This is a genomic window from Pseudomonas segetis (assembly GCF_900188155.1).
Classification (GTDB): Bacteria; Pseudomonadota; Gammaproteobacteria; order Pseudomonadales; family Pseudomonadaceae; genus Aquipseudomonas; species Aquipseudomonas segetis.
In genome coordinates this window covers 257,214-278,212 of the sequence record NZ_FZOG01000003.1, presented here as the reverse complement: position 1 = coordinate 278,212, position 20,999 = coordinate 257,214, and the positions used below count along the sequence as shown (strand labels likewise).

The window sequence follows — 20,999 nt, the reverse complement described above, 5'->3', positions numbered from 1 at the left end:
TGGAGCCATAACAAATAACTGCAGGGCTTCCCAACATGCTCACAATCTATAGCGACGACCATCACCTCCATCACGGCAGCTGCGAGTTGATCGACGGCAAATTGATGCCCTGTTTTGAGATGCCCAAACGTGCCGACCATATTCTGCAGCGCGTTAAGGACCGCAATATCGGTGAGATTCGCGAGCCGCAGGATTTCGGCCGCACGCCCATAGAACGCATTCACACCGCCGACTACCTGAACTTTTTCGAAGGAGCCTGGGCACGCTGGCAAGAACAGGACGGCAACGGGGATCTGCTGCCCTACACCTGGCCCGCGCGTACCCTGAGCCAGCGCTTGCCAACCAGCCTGCACGGGCAACTTGGCTACTACAGCTTCGATGCTGGCGCCCCCATTACCGCAGGCACTTGGCAAGCGGCTTATAGCGCCGCCCAGGTGGCGCTCACCGCCCAACGCGAAATTGCCGACGGCGCGCACTGCGCCTTTGCCCTGTGCCGACCACCAGGCCATCACGCCGCAAGCGATGTAATGGGCGGCTATTGCTACCTCAATAATGCCGCCATTGCCGCACAGGCCTTTATCGACCAAGGCTACAAGCGAGTGGCGATTCTCGATGTCGACTATCACCACGGCAACGGCACCCAATCAATTTTCTACTCGCGCAGCGATGTGCTGTTCACCTCGATCCATGGTGACCCGCTGGCTGAGTTTCCCTTCTTCCTCGGCCATGCCGATGAACATGGCGAAGGCGCGGGTGAAGGCTTCAACATCAATTATCCATTGCCTGCCGGCAGTGCCTGGGACAGCTGGGGCGCCGCCCTGGATGACGCCTGCACGCGGATAAACACATTCGACGCCGAGGTGGTCATTGTCTCGCTCGGTGTCGACACCTACAAAGAAGACCCAATCTCGCAATTCAAGCTCGACAGCCCGGATTACCTGAGCATGGGCGAGCGCATTGCCGCAATGGGCTTACCGACGCTGTTTGTCATGGAGGGCGGCTATGCCGTCGAAGCCATCGGCGTCAACGCAGTCAATGTGTTGGAAGGTTTTGAAAATGTCTGCCGACCTAATAATTCGAAGAAGGACGCATGATCATGAAAAAAATCCGCACCCTGATTGGCGCCGCACTCTGCGGCACAGCCATGCTGGCCAGCGCAGCACACGCAGCCGAGCGTGAGTTACGGGTTTATAACTGGGCCGATTATATTTTGCCGTCGGTGCCAAAAGACTTCGCCAAAAGTACCGGGATCAAGCTGACCTGGGATGTGTTCGACACCAATGAATCACTGGAAGCCAAGCTGCTCACCGGCAACTCGGGCTACGACCTGGTGGTGCCGTCGAACACCTTTCTTGATACTCAAATCAAGGCAGGCGTGTTCCAGAAGCTCGACAAGAGCAAGCTGCCCAACTGGAAGAACCTCGACCCAGAGCTGTTAAAGCTAATGGCAACCAACGACCCGGGCAACGAGCATGCCGTGCCTTACATGTACGGTACGGTAATCATTGGCTTCAACCCGGCCAAGGTGAAAGAGGCGCTCGGCGCCGATGCTCCGGTCGATAGCTGGGATTTGATTTTCAAAGAAGAAAACATCTCCAAGCTCAAGCAATGTGGCGTGGCGATGCTCGACTCACCCGGCGATATCATGCCAATCGCCCTGCATTACCTGGGGCTCAACCCTAACAGCACCAAGAAGGCGGATTACGCTAAAGCCACCGACCTGATGATGAAAATCCGCCCGAATATTGCCTACTTCCACTCGGCCAAATACATGACCGACATTGCCAATGGCAATATCTGCGTAGCCGTCGGTTACTCCGGCAGCTTCTATCAGTTCGCCAACCGCGCCAAGGAAGCGGGTAACGGTGTCGTAGTCGATTGGCGCCTGCCGAAAGAGGGCGCCCCCCTGTGGTTTGACTCGTTCGCCATTCCGGCCAGCGCGCAAAACGTCGAGGAAGCCCATGAGTTCCTCAACACCTTGCTCGATCCACAGGTGATCGCATCGACCAGCAACTTCCTCGGCTACCCAAACCCAAACAAGGCCGCATTGCCGCTGATGAAAGTTGAAATCCGCGATAATGCAGGGCTGACGCCTACAGCTGAAGCGCAGAAAACCCTGTACGTGCTGCAACCGCTGCCGCAAAAAGCCGAGCGGATGCGTACCCGCGCCTGGACCAAGATCAAGTCAGGAACCTAAGGCTCAAACGCGGTTGTCGCACCTTCCAAGTAGGGTGCGACAACGCAATGCTTGCCCAACAACGCCTAGTCCATTCGCCTAGATATCCACAGCCACCACGGCGCTCACCCTACTTCGGCTGCCCTACTTCGCCACTTTCCAATTTCCGCCAGAGCAGACGCACCACGGCTTTGCGCACCAGGGCGCAGCGATATAAGCGAATCTCCAGCGGCGCCTGCCATGCCTGCGTCCCACACACCGCAAGTTCTCCGCGCTGCAACTCGGCAGTCACGCTCAAGCGCGGCACCCAGGCTACGCCCATGCCTTGCAGCGCCATGCTTTTGAGGCTGTCCGCCATTGCGGTTTCATACACTGTGGTCGAGCGCAGCGCGCGCTGGCGTAACAACAGATTGACCGAGCGCCCGAGAAACGCACCGGCGGTGTACGCCAGCAATGGCACCGTTTGGCCACTGTCGAGATCAAACAACGGCTGGCCCTGCTCATCCACGGCGCAGACTGGCAACATCTCGGTACTGCCCATATACAGGGACGGGAATATTTCCGGGTCCATTTGCAGAGCGGCGTCGGGATCGTAATAGGCAAGGATCAAGTCGCAACTGCCTTCACGCAGCGAATGCACCGCTTCACCCACGTTGGTCGCCACCAGGCGAGTGTTGAGCGGCAAACCCTCACGGCGCAAGCGGGCGATCCATTCAGGGAAGAATCCAAGGGTCAGCGAGTGCGCAGCTGCAATTTGCAACACCTCGCCCTGCTTACCCTCAAGGTTATGCAGATGTCGAACGACCTCGCCCAACTGCTCAACCATGCTGCGCGCCGTGACCAGAAACAGCTGCCCGGCTTCAGTCAACTCGATCGGAGTACAGGAACGGTTGATCAGGGTCAGCCCGAGCATTGACTCAAGGCTGCGAATCCGCCGGCTGAACGCTGGCTGGGTGACGAATCGCTTCTCCGCCGCACGCGAGAAACTGCGCGTGGTCGCCAGCGCGACAAAGTCTTCCAGCCACTTGGTTTCCAGATTCATCAATCCCTCAGCATCAGGTTTAGCGCTTCAAAAGTTATCCACAGGCCGGCTTAAAGCTCCCGAGAAACGGCAAGCATTACTCGGGCAGGCCTTCGCTCAACGTCTGCCAGCCTTTGCAAGTCACATCGACATTATGCCGATTACGCATAGCATAGCGTTTAACAGCATTGGCTTGAATATCGGTGAAGTCCTTACCCTATAAGGCATGGCGATACCTCTCGCCGAAATCAGAGATTTCCTCAATCATGTCCGCTGCTGCATCATTCCGCGTTGAAAAAGACCTGCTAGGCACCCTTGAAGTCCCAAGCGAGGCCTATTACGGCATCCAAACCCTGCGTGCCGTAAACAACTTCCGTCTTTCTGGCGTACCACTGGCCCACTATCCGAAGCTGGTCACTGCTTTGGCGATGGTCAAGCAAGCAGCAGCCGATGCCAACAACCAGCTGGGCCACCTCAGCGATGAAAAGCACGCGGCCATTAGCGAAGCCTGCGCCCGGATTATCCGCGGCGATTTCCATGATGAGTTCGTGGTCGACATGATCCAGGGCGGCGCCGGTACATCGACCAACATGAACGCCAACGAAGTAATTGCCAACATTGCGCTCGAAGCCATGGGCAAGCAGAAAGGCGAGTATGGGTTCTTGCATCCAAACAACGATGTAAACATGGCGCAATCAACCAACGACGCCTATCCAACCGCGATTCGCCTGGGCTTGCTGCTCGGCCACGACACCTTGCTGGCCAGCCTCGACAGCCTGATTCATGCATTCGCCGCCAAAGGTGAAGAGTTCGCCCATGTCTTGAAGATGGGCCGTACCCAGTTGCAAGACGCCGTGCCTATGACCTTGGGCCAGGAATTCCGCGCTTTCGCCAACACCCTGGGTGAAGACCTTGCACGCCTGCGCAGCCTGGCGCCGGAACTGTTGACTGAAATCAACCTCGGCGGCACGGCAATCGGCACCGGCATCAATGCTGACCCTGGCTACCAATTGCTCGCGGTCGAGCGCTTGGCGGCGATCAGCGGACAGCCTCTGGTTCCGGCGGCTGACTTGATCGAAGCTACCTCCGACATGGGCGCCTTCGTCTTGTTCTCGGGCATGCTCAAGCGCACCGCGGTGAAGCTGTCGAAGATCTGTAACGACCTGCGCCTGCTGTCCAGCGGCCCTCGTACCGGCATCAATGAAATCAACCTGCCGCCGCGCCAGCCGGGCAGCTCGATCATGCCGGGCAAGGTCAACCCGGTCATCCCGGAAGCGGTCAACCAAGTGGCATTCGAAGTAATAGGTAACGACCTTGCACTGACCTTGGCGGCTGAAGGGGGTCAGCTGCAGCTCAACGTCATGGAACCGCTGATCGCCTATAAGATCTTCGACTCGATCCGCCTGCTGCAGCGCGCCATGGACATGCTGCGCGAGCATTGCATCGTCGGCATCAGCGCCAACGAAGCACATTGCCGTCAACTGATGGAAAACTCCATCGGCCTGATTACCGCGCTGAACCCGTATATCGGTTACGAAAATGCCACCCGTATCGCCAAGCTCGCCCTGGAAAGCGGCCGCGGCGTGCTGGAGTTGGTGCGCGAAGAAAAACTCCTGGATGACGGCACCCTTGACGACATCCTGCGCCCGGAAAACATGATTGCCCCGCGCCTGGTACCGCTTAAGGCCTAACCCTAACTTTCCGACGAAAACACCCAACCAGGGGAAAACATAGGGAGAAAACGCAGCGAACGCTCGGTAAACTGCGCGCCCTTTGTATTCCCCTGCCGTCACCGCCCACTGTATTTCCCTGCACATCTGGATTCAGCCCATGGGGCTGAACGTCCAGTGACCAGATGCAGGTTGAACATTCGCGCGTGGCCAGCAGGCGAACAGCCGACGGATCAATCATGACCATGACTCCGTTGGCCTGACTATGCAGGTTACGAGCATCCTTCAAGATCGCACAGACGGTCTGCTCAACAACAGTTACTGAAATGGTGAAACGCATGACTCAGAGTTCTAAAACCGCGACACCGCTGGGCCGCTGGAAACGTCTACAACTGTGGCACAAGATCCTCATCGGCCTGGTGCTTGGTGTTGCCACCGGCGCAATCTTCAAGGAAGACGCGCTGGTATTGGCACCCATCGGCACCCTGTTTCTCAATGCCATCAAGATGCTGATCGTGCCGCTGGTGTTTGTTTCACTGGTATCGGGCATCACCTCCATGCAGGACTCCGCAAAGCTTGGGCGGATCAGCATCAAAACCATCTCGATCTACATGGTCACCACCGCATTCGCAGTCAGCATCGGCCTGCTGTTTGGTGCGGTATTCACTCCGGGTGACGGCCTCAATATGATTGCCAGTGGCCAGGAGACTGCCAAAGAGGCGCCATCGCTGGTCTCCATCCTGGTTGGCCTGGTGCCAAGCAACCCGGTGACCGCTTTTGCCGAGGGCAACGTACTGCAGATCATCGTGTTCGCCATCGCGATTGGCGTGAGCATGAACCTGGTCGGTGAGAAGGCCACCCCGGCCATCAAGCTGTTCGATAGCCTGGCCGAGACCTTCTACAAGCTGACCGACCTGATCATGGGCCTTGCACCCTATGGCGTGTTTGCCTTGATCGCCGGCGTAGTGGGTAGCCACGGCGCCGAAGTGCTGCTGCCACTGGCCGAAGTAATAGGGGTGATCTACCTCGCCAGTTTCGCCCATGTGGTGTTGGTCTACGGCGGCCTGATTGGTTTGCTCGCGCGCTTGAGCCCAATGCGCTTCCTGCGTGGTATTGCGCCTGCACTGGCGGTTGCATTCAGTACCTCAAGCAGTTCGGGCACCCTTCCAATCTCGATTGAGTGCGCGCGCAAGAACCTCGGCGTGTCACAGGGCGTGGCGGGCTTCGTTCTACCGGTTGGCGCCACCATCAACATGGATGGCACGGCGATCTATCAAGGTGTGCTGGCGCTGTTTATTGCCCAGGCCTTCGGCGTTGACCTGGGCGCGGGCCAGTACATGATGATCATCCTCACCGCCACGCTGGCGTCCATCGGTACGGCCGGTGTACCTGGCGCGGGCTTGATTATGCTTGGCCTGGTGCTGACCGCTGCGGGCCTGCCGCTTGAGGGTGTTGCCTTGATTGCCGGTATCGACCGCATCCTCGATATGGCGCGCACCACAGTCAACGTCGCAGGCGACTTGATGACCACAACCCTGGTTGGCCGCAGCGAAAAAGAACTGGATGTCGAGATCTACAACAGCCCCAATCACGACGGCACCCAGTAACGACAGGCGCAAATGGGCTTATTCGATTTCGAATAAACCCTGGCGGATGCGTGCACCAGCCAGACGTTGGCGCACGTCATCATCAATGCGCGGATCATCGGGCGCATAGAGCATCACCTGGCGATAGGTGTTTACCCGGTTGATGTCGGTACCAAGAAACTCCCAGACCACCCGCGTACAGGCAGGCGTGCGCTGATCACCACTGGAGACGCCAGTCTTCAGGCCATTCAAACGGGTGATGCGACTTTTGAAGCTGGGAATCAGTATGGTCTGGCTCATTTCATTGCCGGTCAGGCTTTCGTAATCGATCAGAAACACCCGGTCCTGCAAGTAGAACGCCGCGCCCAGATAACGGCAGCGCACCCAATCCTCGGCTCCACCGCCACGCGCCCTTTCCTGGCGCTCCTGACGTTCAAATACAAAGCTGCCACGCTCTTCACGCAAATGCACCAGCGACAACAGGATCTGCCCCGGCACCGACATGCAATTGGAATATTCAAAGTAGTAGCCGCAATAGCGCGACAGGTCATTTGAGTGCTCGCTGAGCGACTCGAACAGCTCAAGCAGTGGTGCGCCTGCCGATGCGCTTGCCGCACTGTTGTCACGGGCCCCGATCAACCGGGCGAACTGCTCCTGCGGCAGGACCAACTCATAGTCCTCGACCCCAAAAAAATCGCAGATTCGCTTCAGGTTATGGGCTGTTGGCCTGCTCTGGCTCGCGAGATAGCGATTGAATTGCGCCCGATTGATTGCGAGTTTGCGACACACCTCGGCAATTGAGCGGTAGTGACTGCACAGCAGCTTGAGGTTGGCGCCAAACGAATCCGACATGCGGCTGTTCCAGTCGAAGTAAGTGACGCGATAGTAGCATCAAATAGCATCACATCACTGCAACCTGCGAAATTGTTTGAAACATTCGCATCTACAATCATTGAAAAAGGTCCGCAGAGGCCAACTTCAATCAGAACAACAAAGAGTGACTGCCCTTATGCTCGATTTACTCAATGACCTCATCTGGAGCAAGCTGCTGATCGTGATGCTGATCGGCCTTGGCCTGTTCTTCACCATCGCTTCGCGCTTCGTTCAATTCCGCTATTTCGGCAGCATGTTCAGCATCTTTGCCGAGGCATTCAAGCGTCAGCCTGGTCAACTCAGCTCGTTCCAGGCCCTGATGCTGTCCGTTGCCGGACGCGTCGGCGCAGGCAACATTGCCGGTGTATCGGTGGCGATTATCCTTGGCGGCCCTGGCGCCATTTTCTGGATGTGGGTCGTGGCACTGGTCGGCATGGCAACCAGCTACTTCGAGTGTTCGATCGCCCAGCTATACAAGCGTCGCGAGCCCGATGGCGGCTATCGTGGCGGTCCGGCATTCTATATCGAGCATGGCTTGGGCCAGCGCTGGCTGGGTATTCTGGTTTCGATCCTGCTGCTGATGACCTTCGGCTTCGGCTTTAACGCGGTGCAATCCTACACAGTTGCCAGTTCGCTGCACGACACCTTCGGCGTGCCGACCTATATCAGCGGCGTGGTGCTGATGGCCGTGATCGGCATGATCATCTTTGGCGGCATCAAGCGTATCGCCAAGTTTGCTGATGTCCTGGTCCCGGTAATGGCGTTCTCATACATCGCCATGGCCCTGTTCGTTATCGGCAGCAACGCTGATCGCATCCCGGAAGTCTTCGCCCTGATTTTCCGCAGTGCATTTGGCCTTGAGCCCGCCTTTGCTGGCGGTATCGGCGCCGCCATTATCATGGGCGTCAAGCGCGGCCTGTTCTCCAACGAAGCAGGTTTGGGCAGCGCACCGAACGTCGCCGCCGTTGCCGAGGTTCCACACCCGGTCGCACAAGGCATCGTGCAGTCGCTCAGTGTATTTATCGACACCATCATCCTGTGCAGCTGCACCGCGCTGATCATTCTGCTCTCGGGCGTGTATCAGCCAGGCAGTGAAATGGCCGGGGTTCTGCTGACACAAACTGCTGTCGCCAGCGTGGTCGGTGAATGGGGCCGTGTATTTATCAGCGTGGCCTTGCTGCTGTTCGTGTTCACCACCCTGATCTACAACTACTACCTGGGTGAAAACGCGCTGGGCTTTTTCACCCAAAAACGTATGCCAGTCATGGTTTACCGGGTTATGGTTGCAGTGTTGGTGTTCTGGGGCTCGGTACAGGACCTCGGCACTGTATTCGCCTTCGCTGACGTGACCATGGGCTTGCTGGCCATCTGCAACCTGATCGCTTTGGCGCTGCTGTTCAAGGTTGGCATGCGCTTGATGCGTGACTACGACAGGCAGATGAAAGCAGGGGTCAAGTCTCCCGTATTCGACCCCAAGGAGTTCAGTGACCTTGACCTCGACCCAGCTGTTTGGGCGCAACTGAAGGACACTGCTACCAAGTCAGCTTAAGGCTGGAGCGCACGGACAGGCTCAGGGAACGGCCTGTTACAACATTATTTGTAACCACAAAAGGGGGCTTGATAGCCCCCTTTTGTTATCCCGCAGTTATTGAGGAGCGACCATGGCCGCTTGCGAAAAACTCCTTGTGCTCTACACCGGCGGCACCATTGGCATGCAGCAAAGTGCCGATGGCCTGGCCCCGGCGTCAGGATTCGAAGCCCGTGTTCGTGCACAACAGTCCGAGGAAGGCCAAGACCAACTGCCCGATTGGATTTTCAGCGAATTGCTGCCACCAATCGACAGCGCCAACATGAGCCAGGCCAACTGGCTGGCAATGGTTGATGCAATTGTTGAAGGCATCGAACAACACAGCTGCGATGGCGTACTGGTGCTGCAAGGCACAGACACCCTGGCCTACAGTGCTGCAGCATTGAGCTTCCTGTTGCTGGGCTTGCCAGTGCCAGTGGTATTGACCGGCGCCATGCTGCCCGCTGGCACCGAAGGTAGCGATGCCTGGGGCAATTTGTTCGGCGCCATGCGCGCGCTGCATCAAGGCCAGGCCAGTGGCGTGCAGGTATATTTCAATGGTGCATTGATGCATGGCGCACGCGTCAGCAAACTGCAAAGTGACGCCTTTGATGCATTCACCGTATTACCGCGTCAGCGGATCAGTCCGCGTGCCGGGCAGATACCGCAGGCCATTGACTATCGCCAGGCACGTCATCCGGTAAACATTGCCGTACTGCCTTTCTACCCTGGCATTCAGGCAGAGCACATCAGCGCCCTGCTTGGCAGCGGCGTCCAAGCCTTGCTGCTTGAATGCTACGGCAGCGGCACTGGCCCCTCGGACAACGCGGCGCTGCTGACTGCACTCGAAACCGCGCATGCCCGTGGTGTTGTGCTCGCGGCAATCAGCCAATGCCCGCAAGGTCATGTTGAATTTGGCGTCTATGCCGCCGGCAGCCAGTTGCAAGCTGCCGGACTGGTCTCTGCCGGCGGCATGACTCGCGAAGCGGCCCTGGGCAAGTTATTCTCCTTGCTCGGTGCTGGCCTCGAGCCAAAAGAGGTCGAGCATTGGTTCAACCTTGACCTGTGCGGTGAACGCGCTGACTGATCAGCGCGCCAGCTCGCACTCAAACAACAATAATAATTCACAGGAGGACAGCAAATGGCCGCCCGTATCGAAGTCGAAGTTCGCCCAGTCAGCGCCGACGACCACGCTGCCTGGCTACCGTTGTGGCAAGGCTATCAACGTTTCTACATGACCGAGATTCCGGCCGAGGCCAGCGAGGTTAACTGGCAACGCTTTCTCGATCCTGACGAGCCCATCCATGCAGCACTGGCCTGGCATGATGGCCAAGCGATCGGCCTGGTCCACTGGGTCTACCACCGCTCAACCTGGACCGTGGGTGACTACTGCTACCTGCAGGACTTGTTCATCGACAAAAATGTGCGCAGCAATGGTGTCGGGCGCCAACTGATCGAGTTTGTTTACGCCCAAGCGCAACAGGCCAACTGCTCACGCGCCTACTGGCTGACCCACGAGAGTAACAGCAAAGCCATGTTGCTCTATGAGCGCATAGCCGAGCGCTCGGGCTTTATCCAGTACCGCAAGCAGTTCAAGTAAGGCTCAGGCAAGCACAAAGCACTGCTGATCATTCGACTGGCGGTAGCCCGGGATAGCGCGGCAAGTCATCGGCAAACTCGGCCCAGGACAGATGTTCCGAATGCCAATAGTGCAATGTCGGGGTCAGCGCCTGGGGGTTGTCGAGGCTGCCGAGGCTGATATCGATCAAGCCGGGCAGAAAGCTCGCGATAAACGAAACCTGGGTACCGCAGTGCTCGCAAAAGCCACGCTGCGCATCTGCCGAAGATGCATACAGCCTGGGCTGCGCCTGGGTGAAACGGACTTGCCCCTGTTGATACATCGCCCAGGCTACAGCCGGTGCCGCATGCGCCCGACGACACATTGTGCAGTGACAGATCGCGATCATCAGCGGTTCGCCTCCGAGCGAATATCGCACTGCACCGCACTGGCACCCACCTTCGATTTTTGGCTCGGACATATCCAGGCTCCCAGTCTATGGATAGGAAAGACTAGTAGAGCCCATGGAAATATTTATTCCAATTAGACAGCTGTTACAAAACTGTAAGACAAGCTCGTTATAAAAAGCGGCTATCCCTAATAACAAGGACAGCACGCTGCCATGCATTTGCGACCGACCCACCTTGCCCGCTGTATTGCCCTTAGCCTGTTCGCTGGCGTGACTACCCAGGCGCTCGCAGTCGACCTGACTATCAGTGACGCGGTCAGCGACAGCCAGGAACTGGGCGGTGAAAGCAGCCTGACCATCAGCGACAGCGGCAGCGTCATCACTAAAAAAGACCCCGCCGTGTTACTCAAGGACGACACCAGCGGCTCAGGTGTGACTATCGATAACAGCGGCATCCTGCAATCAAGCAAGGATCGCGGCATCGATAGCGATGACGGCGACGGCCCGGCGCGCAACTATCAAATCATCAACCGCACAGGTGCAACCATAGATGCCGCCAAGCAAGGCATTCGCATCGACGGCGACTTCGCCGGCAGCAGGGTAAGCATCGACAACGCGGGCACCATCACCTCCCAAGGCGACCGGGCGATCATGCTCAAGGCGCTGCAAACCGATGTAAAAATCGACATCCTCAACCGCGAGACAGGCATCATCCATGGCGTGGTTGAAGACGGGATGCGCCTCGGTGCCAACGCTACGGTGATCAACTATGGCGAGATCAGCAGCGGCGACATGACCGACGATGAAGCCAAGTTCGACGGTATCGACTTCGACGAGTCAAGCGGTGGCAAGGTGGAAAACCACGGTTTGATCAGCGGTGGTCGCCACGGCATCACCACAGATTTGGGCGCCGAACTGATCAACTACCAAGATGGCGTGATCATCGGCCGCAACGGCTCGGGTTTCGGCTCTGACGGCGACGGCAAGGTCACCAACCATGGGCGCATCACCGGCAGCTACAACGGCATTGCAGCCAATGGCGACGGCGATGGCGTGGATATCGACGGCCAAGGCTACATCGACAACCATGGCATCATCGAAGGCACGGGCGCAGGCGGCGAGAAAGACGGCGCTGCCAATACCGGCGAAGGGATCGCCATGGGCGGCGGCACCATTATCAACCGCGAAGGCGCAACCATCAGCGGCGCCGCCAATGCCATCCTGATTGACGACAGCGCAACGGGCGGCGCCCCGTTTGCCACCTTCCTCGAAAACCACGGCAGCATCCTCGGCCTTGATGGCGACGGCGTGCGCATTATCGGCGACCAAGCCGACAACGTGATCAATAATGGGCTGGTCAGCGGCGCCAGCGGCTTGGCACTGGACCTCGGCGGCGGTGATGACAACCTGACGCTAGGCACGCACAGCCAGTTTGTCGGCTTGGTCGATGGCGGCGAAGGCCGTGACAGCCTGACCCTGGATGGTGCTGCTGGCGGCAGCTTCGGCAACAGCCAGAATTTTGAATGGCTGGCCGTCAAACAGGGCACGTGGACCATCACCAGCGATGATTTCAACGAAGGCGGTGAGGTTCAGAGCGGCGCCGGGCTGATCAACCAAGGTCACATCGGCGGCACCTTGAACGTTAAGCCAGGCGCCACCTACAGCGGCGCAGGCCAGTTGCAGAACCTCAATCTTGAGGCGGGCTCAACACTTGCTTTCGCCGTCGCAGCGGATGGCAGCCACACGCCCGTGCAGGTCAATGGCAGCGCGCAGGTCAATGGCGCCAAACTGGATGTTCGCGCGGGCAGTGGCGACTATCCCAAACAAAGTAGCTACAGCGTAATTAACGCAACTGAAGGTGTAACGGGCGAGTTTGCCAGCGTCAGCAGCAATTTTGCCTTTCTCACGCCAACGCTGTCCTACACGGCCAATAGTGTTGAGCTTGAACTGCAGCGCAACGATGTCGCCTTCAGTGACCTGGCCAGCGGCGCAAATGCTGCAAATGCCGCGCAGCGCATCACCGCCAGCAGCAACCCTGTGCTCTACAACGCATTGCTAAGCAGTGATGCAAGTAGCGCCAGCGCAGGTCTGGAACAACTGGCTGGCGCCAGCAACGCCAGCCTGGCCAATGCCACGCTGGCGGGCAGCAGCCAGATCGGCAGCGCCATGCTCGGCGCCATGCAGCAACTCGGTGGCGGCATGAGTGGCAACCTGCAAACCGCGATCAACCCGCAAGACGGCCCGCTGCTAGCCGCCAATGGCCTGCCCAATGAAGCACGCAACCTTAATGATCCAAATGCTCAAGGCCGACTTTGGGTCCAGGCATTGGGCAGTAACGGTACGCTCGACGGCAACAATGGCAGCCATGATATCGACCAGAATACCGGCGGCGCGGTGATCGGCACCGACTGGGCCCTGAATGGTCAATGGCGTTTAGGGGTACTGGCCGGTTACTCAAACACCGATATCGACGCAGGCTCAGATGCGGATGGCAACGTCGACAGCTACCACATTGGCACCTATGCCTTACGTCAAAGCGGTGCCTATAGCTTGCGCCTCGGTGCGGCGTACAGCAGCCATGATGGCGACAGCAAGCGCGAAGTCAATTTCAATGGTTTTAACGACAGCGTTCGCGGTGATTACGACGCCGACAGCCTGCAAGCCTTCGCTGAACTCGGCTACGCCATCAACAGCGGCAAACTGCAGGCAGAGCCTTACGCCAACCTCGGCTATCAACGCTATGAACGCGACAGCTACAACGAAAAAGGTGGCCCGGCCGCATTGCATGTTGAGTCACAGGACCAGGACAACATGACCAGCACCCTTGGCCTGCGCATTGCCCGCTTCGACACCCTGGACAACGGCATGAGCTTCACCCCACGCCTGGGCGTGGGCTGGCGCCATGTTTATGGGGATGTCGACAGCAACACGCGCCAGTCATTCCTCAGTGGCGGCACGGCTTTCAGCGTTGAAGGCAGCGCCCTGGACCGCAATAGCATGCTCGTGGAGGCAGGCTTCGACGTCGGCATCAGCGCCAGGCAAAACCTCGGCCTGGCCTACACTGGCCAACTCGGCAATGACTCGCGCAACCATGCCTTGATGGTGCAGTGGCAACTGGGTTTTTAATAGCAAATATCAGTTGTACATAACAAAGGGGCAGACCAAGGTTCTGCCCCTTTTGGTTCAAGCCTCGCGTTATTTCAGCGCCTTGATTGCCGCTGCAATAAAGTCATAGGTTTCCATTTCCTGCTTGTCCATTTCAGGCTCTGGCCAGGCACTCCAGACCACTGCAACCAGGTTTTCGTTGCGGTTAATATACACAAACTGGCCAAAGATACCCTGTGCCTCGAAGGCACCATCGTGCTGCGGTCGCGCCGCTTTGCCCGTTGGGAACAGCCACCACTGGTAACCGTAACCCAGGATGTAATCCCCGCCGTACAGTTTGCCCGGAGCCAGATAGGACGCCGGATCGACTTCGGTGGCTTTATCCAGCCAGCCCTTGGGCAGGATACGCTCGCCATCGATAACGCCATCATTGAGTATGAATTGGCCGAAGCGGCCGTAATCTTTAAGCGTGGCGGAAAAACCACTGCTGCCGATCTCCTGGCCCGCCTGCGCATCCAGCTGCCAGTAGGCAGGCTTTTCCATGCCCATGCGCGCCCAGATCCGATCAGACAGGTAATCGCTGGTGGTCATGCCCGTGGCCGCGTGGACCAACTCGCTCTGCAGGTGCGACTCGCCAGTGCTGTATTTGAAAACAGTGCCCGGCTTGGACTTGCGCTTGAGCTGGCTCAACTGCTTGACCAGCGAACCCGGCGTATTCGATAGCTGCAACTCGAACATCTTGCGGCGATCCGAAGTCGGGTCGCGGTAGGTTTCGTTCCAGTCCGCGCCAGAGCTCATGCGCAGCACCTGCTCGACGGTCACGCCATCATATGCCCCGCCCTTGAGCGCTGGCAGGTATTGGGTAATGGGAGCTTTGACGTTGATTCGTCCTTGCTGCACTGCGGCGCCAACCAATGTGGACGAGATCGACTTGACCACGCTGAACGAGGTCCAGCGGGTATCGGCATCGTTGCCAAGGCCATATTTTTCCAGCACCACCTTGCCGTCCTTGATGATCAACAGACCTCCAACCCGGTTACGGCGCATAAAGTCATCCGTGGTTTGCTCGGCACCGTCGGCCTGGTATGTGACGTCGATATTGGGTTGCTGCGGCAACGGATAGACATGCTCACCGCGCGCGACATCGCGGGTGAAATACAGCTTGTCCATATTGCGATAGGTACCGGGCTGGTAGAGTGGCGGCAAATCGTACAAATCTTGAGCACGGCCTATATATTGATGCTTCTCGGGCTTCGACGACGCATTAACGTCGTTTTCAGTGCTGGCGGTTTGCGCGCAACCACTGATCAAAAGGCCCACAGTCATGGTCAATAACCCGCCTGCTGCTCGCATTTTCATCGACATTGCTGATCCTTGTTTTGGACAGTTGGACATCTCTAAACCATAGCGATAAATCACCGGCCTGTCCTCATAAAGCGCCAGACTAGAGCCGCCGTTGCCCGCGCATGAATACAATTGTGGCGCCTTGCGTGCATTCGACCTATGTTTTCCCTACCCTTGAAAGTGAGATCAACAGTGGCCAATAGAACTCCAACTCCGCGCCAGCAAACACATCTGGCAGTGTTGATCGATGCCGACAATGCACCGCCTGCAATCGTCGAAGGCCTGTTCGAGGAAATTGCCAAATACGGTATTGCCAGTGTCAAACGTATCTACGGTGACTGGACCGGCCCACAACTGGGTGGCTGGAAAAAGGTCCTGCTCGACCACTCCATTCAACCTATCCAGCAGTTCGCCTACACCAAGGGCAAGAACGCCACTGACAGTTCGTTGATCATCGATGCAATGGACTTGCTCTATACGAGGCGCTTCGACGGGTTTTGCCTGGTTTCAAGCGACAGCGATTTCACACGCCTGGCGGCACGGCTGCGTGAAGAAGGATTGATGGTGTACGGCTTTGGTGAGGAAAAAACACCTTCGCCATTTGTCTCGGCATGCGACAAGTTCATCTATACCGAGATTCTTCGCGCAGGTGCATCTGAAGCCGTTGAGAGCGGCGATAAAACCCAAGCCAGCAGCCAGGATGTCACGACCTCCGAGTCCAAAAAGCCAGATGCAAAAACCAAGGTGCAAAAAGTCCCTGTCGATTTCATAGCCAATGTCATCGACGACATTGATGATGAAAATGGTTGGGTAGGCTTGGGCGCGCTTGGCCAGAACATCAGCAAACTGCGCCCGGCGTTTGACTCACGCCTATATGGCTACAAAAAACTGAGCGACTTGATTCGCAGCCAAACCAAGCGCTTCGAGTTGCAGTTACGCGGCACCAGCGCAACTGGCGGCGAAGCGCTTTATGTCAGGAATAAAAAAGCTGATCGCTAAGCCTGACTGACCGATCTATTTGAGCACAGGCCTGAAAAAGCTGCGCTCGTAGCTCACAATGCACTGGGTTTCTTCTGCGTAGCGAAATGCGGCCTGGCAATCTGCGTCATTCAAAGACTGGATGCGGTACTGCTCGTATTCACCGAGGCTGGGAAAGCTGAACAAGGCCAGAGCAACATTATTGGCGCCCTCTCCCGGCAGGAAATAACCGTGATGCTGGCCACCAAATTTCTCGACCAGTGGAATCCAGAGTCGCGCATAGTGCTCGAACTCAGCCTGCTTGTAGGCATCGATGATGTAACGCAGGTAACAGGTAACCATGAATTCTCCTTTGGATGATTGATGGCCTGAAATGTATCGCCAGGATGCGTCAGTAGACCGACCAGCCGATCCTGTCGCTAAGCATCTCCAGCGCTTGCAGGCCAACCAGTGAATTACCGGCAGGGTTCAACTCCGGCGACCAGACGCAAATCGAATAACGGTCCGGAACCACAGCAATTATGCCGCCGCCAACCCCACTTTTGCCGGGCAAGCCAACGCGGTAGGCAAAGGTGCCCGCCTCGTTATACAGGCCGCTGGTGGCCATGATCGCATTGATCTGGGTAACCTGGCGTGGGCTCATCACCCGCTCGCCGCTGAGGCGGCTGACGCCTTGATTGGCCAGAAAGCTAAAGGCATGCGCCAGGTCCACGCAGCTCATGCGCAATGCGCAGTGATTAAAGTAGCTGCGCAGCACCGAATCGACATCGTTATGGAAATTGCCAAACGACTGCATCAGGTAAGCCGCTGCGGCGTTGCGTGCCCGGTGTTCGTATTCCGAGGCCGCCACCACACTGTCGATCACCACGCCGGGGTTGCCGGACAGGCGTCGCGCCATGTCCCGCATCGCCAGCGAAGGCGCGGCATAGCACGACTGGTTGATGTCACAAATAACCAGGGCGCCGGTGTTGATAAAGGGATTGCGCGGAATCCCGCGCTCCAACTCAAGCTGCACCAGCGAGTTGAACGGCTGCCCGGAAGGCTCGTAACCAAGCCGCTCCCAGATGGCTTCACCCGAGTGGCTGACAGCCTGGACCAGACTGAAGACCTTGGAAATACTCTGGATCGAGAATGGCGTCTGCGCATCGCCAGCGGTGAATAGCTCGCCATCGTTACTGTAGACGGCAATCCCCAACTGGTTCGGCTCAACCCCACCCAATGCCGGAATATAGTTTGCGACCTTACCCTGACCAATCAACGGCCGGGTTTGCTCAATGATCTCGTCTAACAGCGCTTGCATCAGCTCACTCGTGATAATTCTGAACGGCATCCAGCCTACAGTTGCTAGACGCATCCCGGCTAGACGCAATCACACCCGGCGGCGATATCCGAACAAAAAAAGGGAGCCCTAAGGCTCCCACAGAGAAACTTGTTCTGCGCCACGGAAAGCGCGGCGCGCAGCCCGGTCGAGGCTATTCGATCTCGACCAGCACTTCACCCGGGTTGACCCGATCGCCTTTGGCGACGTGAACCGCTTTGACCGTGCCATCGATCGGCGCCTGCACCTCGGTCTCCATCTTCATCGCTTCAGTGATCAGCAGTGACTGGCCAGCCTTGACGCTGTCGCCCTCTTTAACCAGGACATCAACAATGTTGCCCGGCATGCTGGTGCTGACATCGCCAGGTCCGGCGGCTTGTTTGCGCTTGTCGGAGCTACCTGCAACGAAATCGTTAAGCGGCTCGAACACCACCTCTTCGGGCATGCCATCGATGGAGAGATAGAAGTGACGCTTGCCGTCGCCCTTGACCCCGACACCAGTGATATCAACGCGATAGCTTTCACCGTGCACATCGACCACGAATTCAGTCGGCACGCCTTCACCGCCAGCCGTCGCGACACCCGTGCCGTCAGGAATTGGCAGCAAGACTTCAGGCACCAGGGTTCCGGCTTCGCGCTCTTCCAGGTACTTGCGGCCAATGTCCGGGAACATGGCGTAGGTCAGCACGTCTTCTTCCGACTTGGCCAAGGCGCCGATTTCACTGCGCAGCTTGGCCAGCTCTGGCTTGATCAGGTCGGCCGGACGGATGTCGATCACCTCTTCACTGCCGATTGCCTGCTTGCGCAGCTTCTCGTTGACCTTACCCGGTGCCTTGCCGTAACGGCCTTGCAGGTAGAGTTTGACCTCGTTGGTGATGGTCTTGTAGCGCTCTCCGGCCAATACGTTGAACACCGCCTGGGTGCCGACGATTTGCGAAGTTGGCGTCACCAGCGGTGGGAAACCCAGGTCTTCACGAACCTTTGGAATCTCGGCAAATACTTCGTTGATGCGGTTCAGCGCGCCCTGCTCCTTGAGCTGGTTGGCGAGGTTGGACATCATCCCGCCTGGCACCTGGTTTACCTGCACACGGGTATCGACTGCGGTGAACTCGCTTTCAAACTGGTGATACTTCTTGCGCACCGCGTGGAAGTACAAACCGATTTCCTGAATCAGCGCCAGGTCGAGGCCGGTGTCGTACTGGCTGCCACGCAGCGCTGCGACCATCGACTCGGTACCCGGATGGCTGGTACCCCAGGCGAAGCTGGAGATGGCGGTGTCGATATGATCAGCACCGGCTTCAATCGCCTTGAGCTGGCACATGGAGCCCATGCCTGCGGTGTCGTGACTGTGAATAAAGACCGGCAGATCGATTTCATCTTTCAGCGCCTTGACCAAGTCAGCCGTAGCGTATGGGGTCAACAGGCCGGCCATGTCCTTGATTGCGATGGAATCGATGCCCATGGCCTGCATGGCCTTGGCCTGATCGACATAGGCCTGGGTGGTGTGCACCGGGCTCACTGTATAGCTGAGTGTGCCCTGGGCGTGCTTGCCAGCCGCTTTGACGGCCTCAATGGACACGCGCAGGTTACGCACGTCGTTCATCGCATCAAAAATACGGAACACATCGATGCCGTTTACCGCCGCCTTGGCAACGAATGCCCTGACCACATCATCGCTGTAGTGCCGGTAACCGAGCAGGTTCTGGCCACGCAGTAGCATTTGCAGGCGCGTATTAGGCAACGCGGCCTTGAGTTGGCGCAGGCGCTCCCACGGGTCTTCCTTGAGAAAACGCACGCAGGCATCGAATGTGGCGCCGCCCCAAACCTCCAGCGACCAATAGCCGACCTGATCGAGCTTGGCGCAGATCGGCAGCATGTCGTCGAGGCGCATACGCGTGGCCAGCAACGACTGGTGAGCGTCGCGCAGGATGGTGTCGGTAACAGTAATTTTCTTAACCATTTCTCAATTCCTCACAGGCCAGCGTGGGCAGCAATTGCAGTGGCGATGGCGATGGCCAGGTGCGACGGGTTACGTTTGATCGAGTATTCAGTCAGTTCCGGGTGGCTCTCTACAAAGCTGGTATTGAACTGGCCACTGCGGAATTCCGGATTGCGCAGAATCTCTTGGTAATAGGCGGCGGTGGTCTTGACCCCCTGCACGCGCATGTCATCCAGGGCGCGCAAGCCGCGATCCATGGCCTCTTCCCAGGTCAGCGCCCAGACAATCAGCTTCAGGCACATAGAGTCGTAGTACGGCGGAATGGTGTAGCCGGTATAGATCGCCGTGTCAGTGCGCACGCCTGGGCCGCCTGGAGCGTAGTAGCGGGTGATCTTGCCGAACGAAGGCAGGAAGTTGTTCTTCGGGTCTTCGGCGTTAATCCGAAACTGCAGGGCAAAACCACGGTGGATAATGTCTTCCTGCTTGACCGACAGGGGCAAGCCCGAGGCGATACGAATCTGCTCGCGGACGATGTCGATGCCGGTGATTTCCTCGGTGATGGTGTGCTCCACCTGCACCCGTGTATTCATCTCCATGAAGTACACCTCGCCTTCGGCGAGCAGGAACTCCACGGTGCCAGCATTTTCATAACCCACAGCCTTCGCCGCACGCACCGACAAGTCGCCAATGTAGGCGCGCTGCTCGGGGGTTAGCTGAGGGCTGGGCGCGATTTCGATCAGCTTCTGGTTGCGCCGCTGAATCGAACAGTCGCGCTCGAACAGGTGCACGACATTGCCATGGCTATCGGCCAGGACCTGCGCTTCGATGTGCTTGGGGTTGACGATGCATTTTTCGAGGAATACCTCGGCGCTGCCAAATGCCTTGGTCGCCTCCGAAATGACTCGCGGATAAGCCTGCTCAAGCTCGGCTTTGCTGTTGCAACGGCGAATACCGCGACCGCCACCGCCGGAGGTGGCCTTGAGCATCACCGGATAACCGATGCGCTCGGCTTCAGTCAGTGCCTCGGTAATATCGGCGACATTGCCTTCGGTACCCGGCGTAACCGGCACGCCGGCCTTGATCATGCTGCGCCGGGCTTCAGTCTTGTCACCCATGCGCCGGATCACTTCGGCGCTTGGGCCGATGAACTTGATCCCGCGCTCGGCACAAATGTCCGCCAGCTCAGCGTTTTCCGAAAGAAATCCATAGCCGGGATGCAGCGCATCACAACCGGTTTCGACCGCCAGGTTGACCAGCTTGCGCGGGTTCAGGTATCCCGCCAGTGGGTCATCACCAAGGCTGTGCGCCTCATCGGCACGCTTGACATGCAGCGCCATGCGGTCAGCGTCGGAATAGACCGCCACCGAGCGAATGCCCATCTCGGCGCATGCACGCACGATACGCACGGCAATCTCGCCACGGTTAGCAATCAGGATTTTCTTGATCACAAGTGTT

The 20,999-nt window shown here is 57.8% G+C and carries 17 protein-coding genes; 9 read left to right on the top strand and 8 right to left on the bottom strand.

The features are described from left to right. Positions 1 to 35 precede the first annotated feature (35 nt). Together CHB79_RS12520 and CHB79_RS12515 are read left to right on the top strand one after the other, a co-directional pair. Positions 36 to 1,094 (top strand): histone deacetylase family protein, encoded by a 1,059-nt coding sequence (locus tag CHB79_RS12520; protein ID WP_089360161.1) that lies wholly within the window; start codon positions 36 to 38, stop codon positions 1,092 to 1,094. 2 nt (positions 1,095 to 1,096) lie between these two features. Beyond that, positions 1,097 to 2,197 carry a polyamine ABC transporter substrate-binding protein gene (locus tag CHB79_RS12515; protein ID WP_089360160.1) on the top strand — a complete coding sequence of 367 codons (1,101 nt, stop codon included), beginning with the start codon at positions 1,097 to 1,099 and terminating at the stop codon, positions 2,195 to 2,197. Positions 2,198 to 2,306: 109 nt separating this feature from the next. Here the strand turns inward: CHB79_RS12515 and CHB79_RS12510 are convergent, their stop codons facing one another. Next, the gene (locus CHB79_RS12510; RefSeq protein ID WP_089360159.1) at positions 2,307 to 3,218 is read right to left on the bottom strand and encodes a LysR substrate-binding domain-containing protein; all 912 of its coding nucleotides are present in this window, start codon (positions 3,216 to 3,218) and stop codon (positions 2,307 to 2,309) included. A gap of 245 nt (positions 3,219 to 3,463) precedes the next feature. Between CHB79_RS12510 and CHB79_RS12505 the strand changes: the two genes are divergently transcribed. Both CHB79_RS12505 and CHB79_RS12500 read left to right on the top strand, forming a co-directional pair. Continuing rightward, a complete protein-coding gene (locus CHB79_RS12505; RefSeq protein ID WP_010487746.1) occupies positions 3,464 to 4,888 on the top strand; it encodes an aspartate ammonia-lyase in 1,425 nt (474 codons plus the stop codon). 317 nt (positions 4,889 to 5,205) lie between these two features. Continuing rightward, on the top strand, positions 5,206 to 6,474 hold the full coding sequence (locus CHB79_RS12500) for a dicarboxylate/amino acid:cation symporter (RefSeq protein WP_089360362.1): 1,269 nt from the start codon (positions 5,206 to 5,208) through the stop codon (positions 6,472 to 6,474). Positions 6,475 to 6,492: 18 nt separating this feature from the next. Here the strand turns inward: CHB79_RS12500 and CHB79_RS12495 are convergent, their stop codons facing one another. Then, positions 6,493 to 7,305, bottom strand: a complete 813-nt coding sequence (locus CHB79_RS12495; protein WP_089360158.1) for a helix-turn-helix domain-containing protein — start codon at positions 7,303 to 7,305, stop codon at positions 6,493 to 6,495. Positions 7,306 to 7,462: 157 nt separating this feature from the next. On the opposite strand from CHB79_RS12495, the gene CHB79_RS12490 reads away from it, so the two are divergent. From CHB79_RS12490 to CHB79_RS12480, 3 genes are all read left to right on the top strand, one after another. Further along, entirely contained in the window at positions 7,463 to 8,875 is a 1,413-nt protein-coding gene (locus tag CHB79_RS12490) for an alanine/glycine:cation symporter family protein (RefSeq protein ID WP_089360157.1), read from the top strand. A gap of 112 nt (positions 8,876 to 8,987) precedes the next feature. Next, on the top strand, positions 8,988 to 9,980 hold the full coding sequence (locus CHB79_RS12485; RefSeq protein ID WP_089360156.1) for an asparaginase: 993 nt from the start codon (positions 8,988 to 8,990) through the stop codon (positions 9,978 to 9,980). Between the two features lie 54 nt (positions 9,981 to 10,034). Continuing rightward, positions 10,035 to 10,493: a GNAT family N-acetyltransferase gene (locus CHB79_RS12480; protein WP_010487751.1), complete on the top strand. Its 459-nt coding sequence runs from the start codon at positions 10,035 to 10,037 to the stop codon at positions 10,491 to 10,493. Between the two features lie 28 nt (positions 10,494 to 10,521). Here CHB79_RS12480 and CHB79_RS12475 read toward each other — a convergent pair whose 3' ends face one another. After that, the gene (locus CHB79_RS12475; protein WP_089360155.1) at positions 10,522 to 10,932 is read right to left on the bottom strand and encodes a GFA family protein; all 411 of its coding nucleotides are present in this window, start codon (positions 10,930 to 10,932) and stop codon (positions 10,522 to 10,524) included. A 141-nt stretch (positions 10,933 to 11,073) separates the two neighbouring features. Here CHB79_RS12475 and CHB79_RS12470 point away from each other — a divergent pair, with 141 nt between their 5' ends. Beyond that, the gene (locus CHB79_RS12470; protein ID WP_089360154.1) at positions 11,074 to 13,986 is read left to right on the top strand and encodes an autotransporter family protein; all 2,913 of its coding nucleotides are present in this window, start codon (positions 11,074 to 11,076) and stop codon (positions 13,984 to 13,986) included. 69 nt (positions 13,987 to 14,055) lie between these two features. Here CHB79_RS12470 and CHB79_RS12465 read toward each other — a convergent pair whose 3' ends face one another. Next, positions 14,056 to 15,324: a serine hydrolase domain-containing protein gene (locus tag CHB79_RS12465; protein ID WP_089360361.1), complete on the bottom strand. Its 1,269-nt coding sequence runs from the start codon at positions 15,322 to 15,324 to the stop codon at positions 14,056 to 14,058. Positions 15,325 to 15,501: 177 nt separating this feature from the next. Between CHB79_RS12465 and CHB79_RS12460 the strand changes: the two genes are divergently transcribed. Beyond that, a complete protein-coding gene (locus CHB79_RS12460; RefSeq protein ID WP_089360153.1) occupies positions 15,502 to 16,308 on the top strand; it encodes an NYN domain-containing protein in 807 nt (268 codons plus the stop codon). 15 nt (positions 16,309 to 16,323) lie between these two features. On the opposite strand, the gene CHB79_RS12455 is transcribed toward CHB79_RS12460, so the two are convergent. The 4 genes from CHB79_RS12455 to CHB79_RS12440 form a co-directional block, all read right to left on the bottom strand. Further along, positions 16,324 to 16,629 (bottom strand): NIPSNAP family protein, encoded by a 306-nt coding sequence (locus tag CHB79_RS12455; protein ID WP_089360152.1) that lies wholly within the window; start codon positions 16,627 to 16,629, stop codon positions 16,324 to 16,326. A 49-nt stretch (positions 16,630 to 16,678) separates the two neighbouring features. Further along, complete coding sequence (gene glsB / locus CHB79_RS12450) at positions 16,679 to 17,587, bottom strand: glutaminase B (RefSeq protein ID WP_089360151.1); 909 nt, start codon at positions 17,585 to 17,587, stop codon at positions 16,679 to 16,681. Positions 17,588 to 17,759: 172 nt separating this feature from the next. Continuing rightward, positions 17,760 to 19,565, bottom strand: coding sequence for a sodium-extruding oxaloacetate decarboxylase subunit alpha (gene oadA, locus CHB79_RS12445; protein WP_089360150.1), 1,806 nt, complete (start codon positions 19,563 to 19,565; stop codon positions 17,760 to 17,762). A gap of 11 nt (positions 19,566 to 19,576) precedes the next feature. Continuing rightward, the gene (locus tag CHB79_RS12440) at positions 19,577 to 20,992 is read right to left on the bottom strand and encodes an acetyl-CoA carboxylase biotin carboxylase subunit (RefSeq protein WP_089360149.1); all 1,416 of its coding nucleotides are present in this window, start codon (positions 20,990 to 20,992) and stop codon (positions 19,577 to 19,579) included. Positions 20,993 to 20,999: the final 7 nt, after the last annotated feature.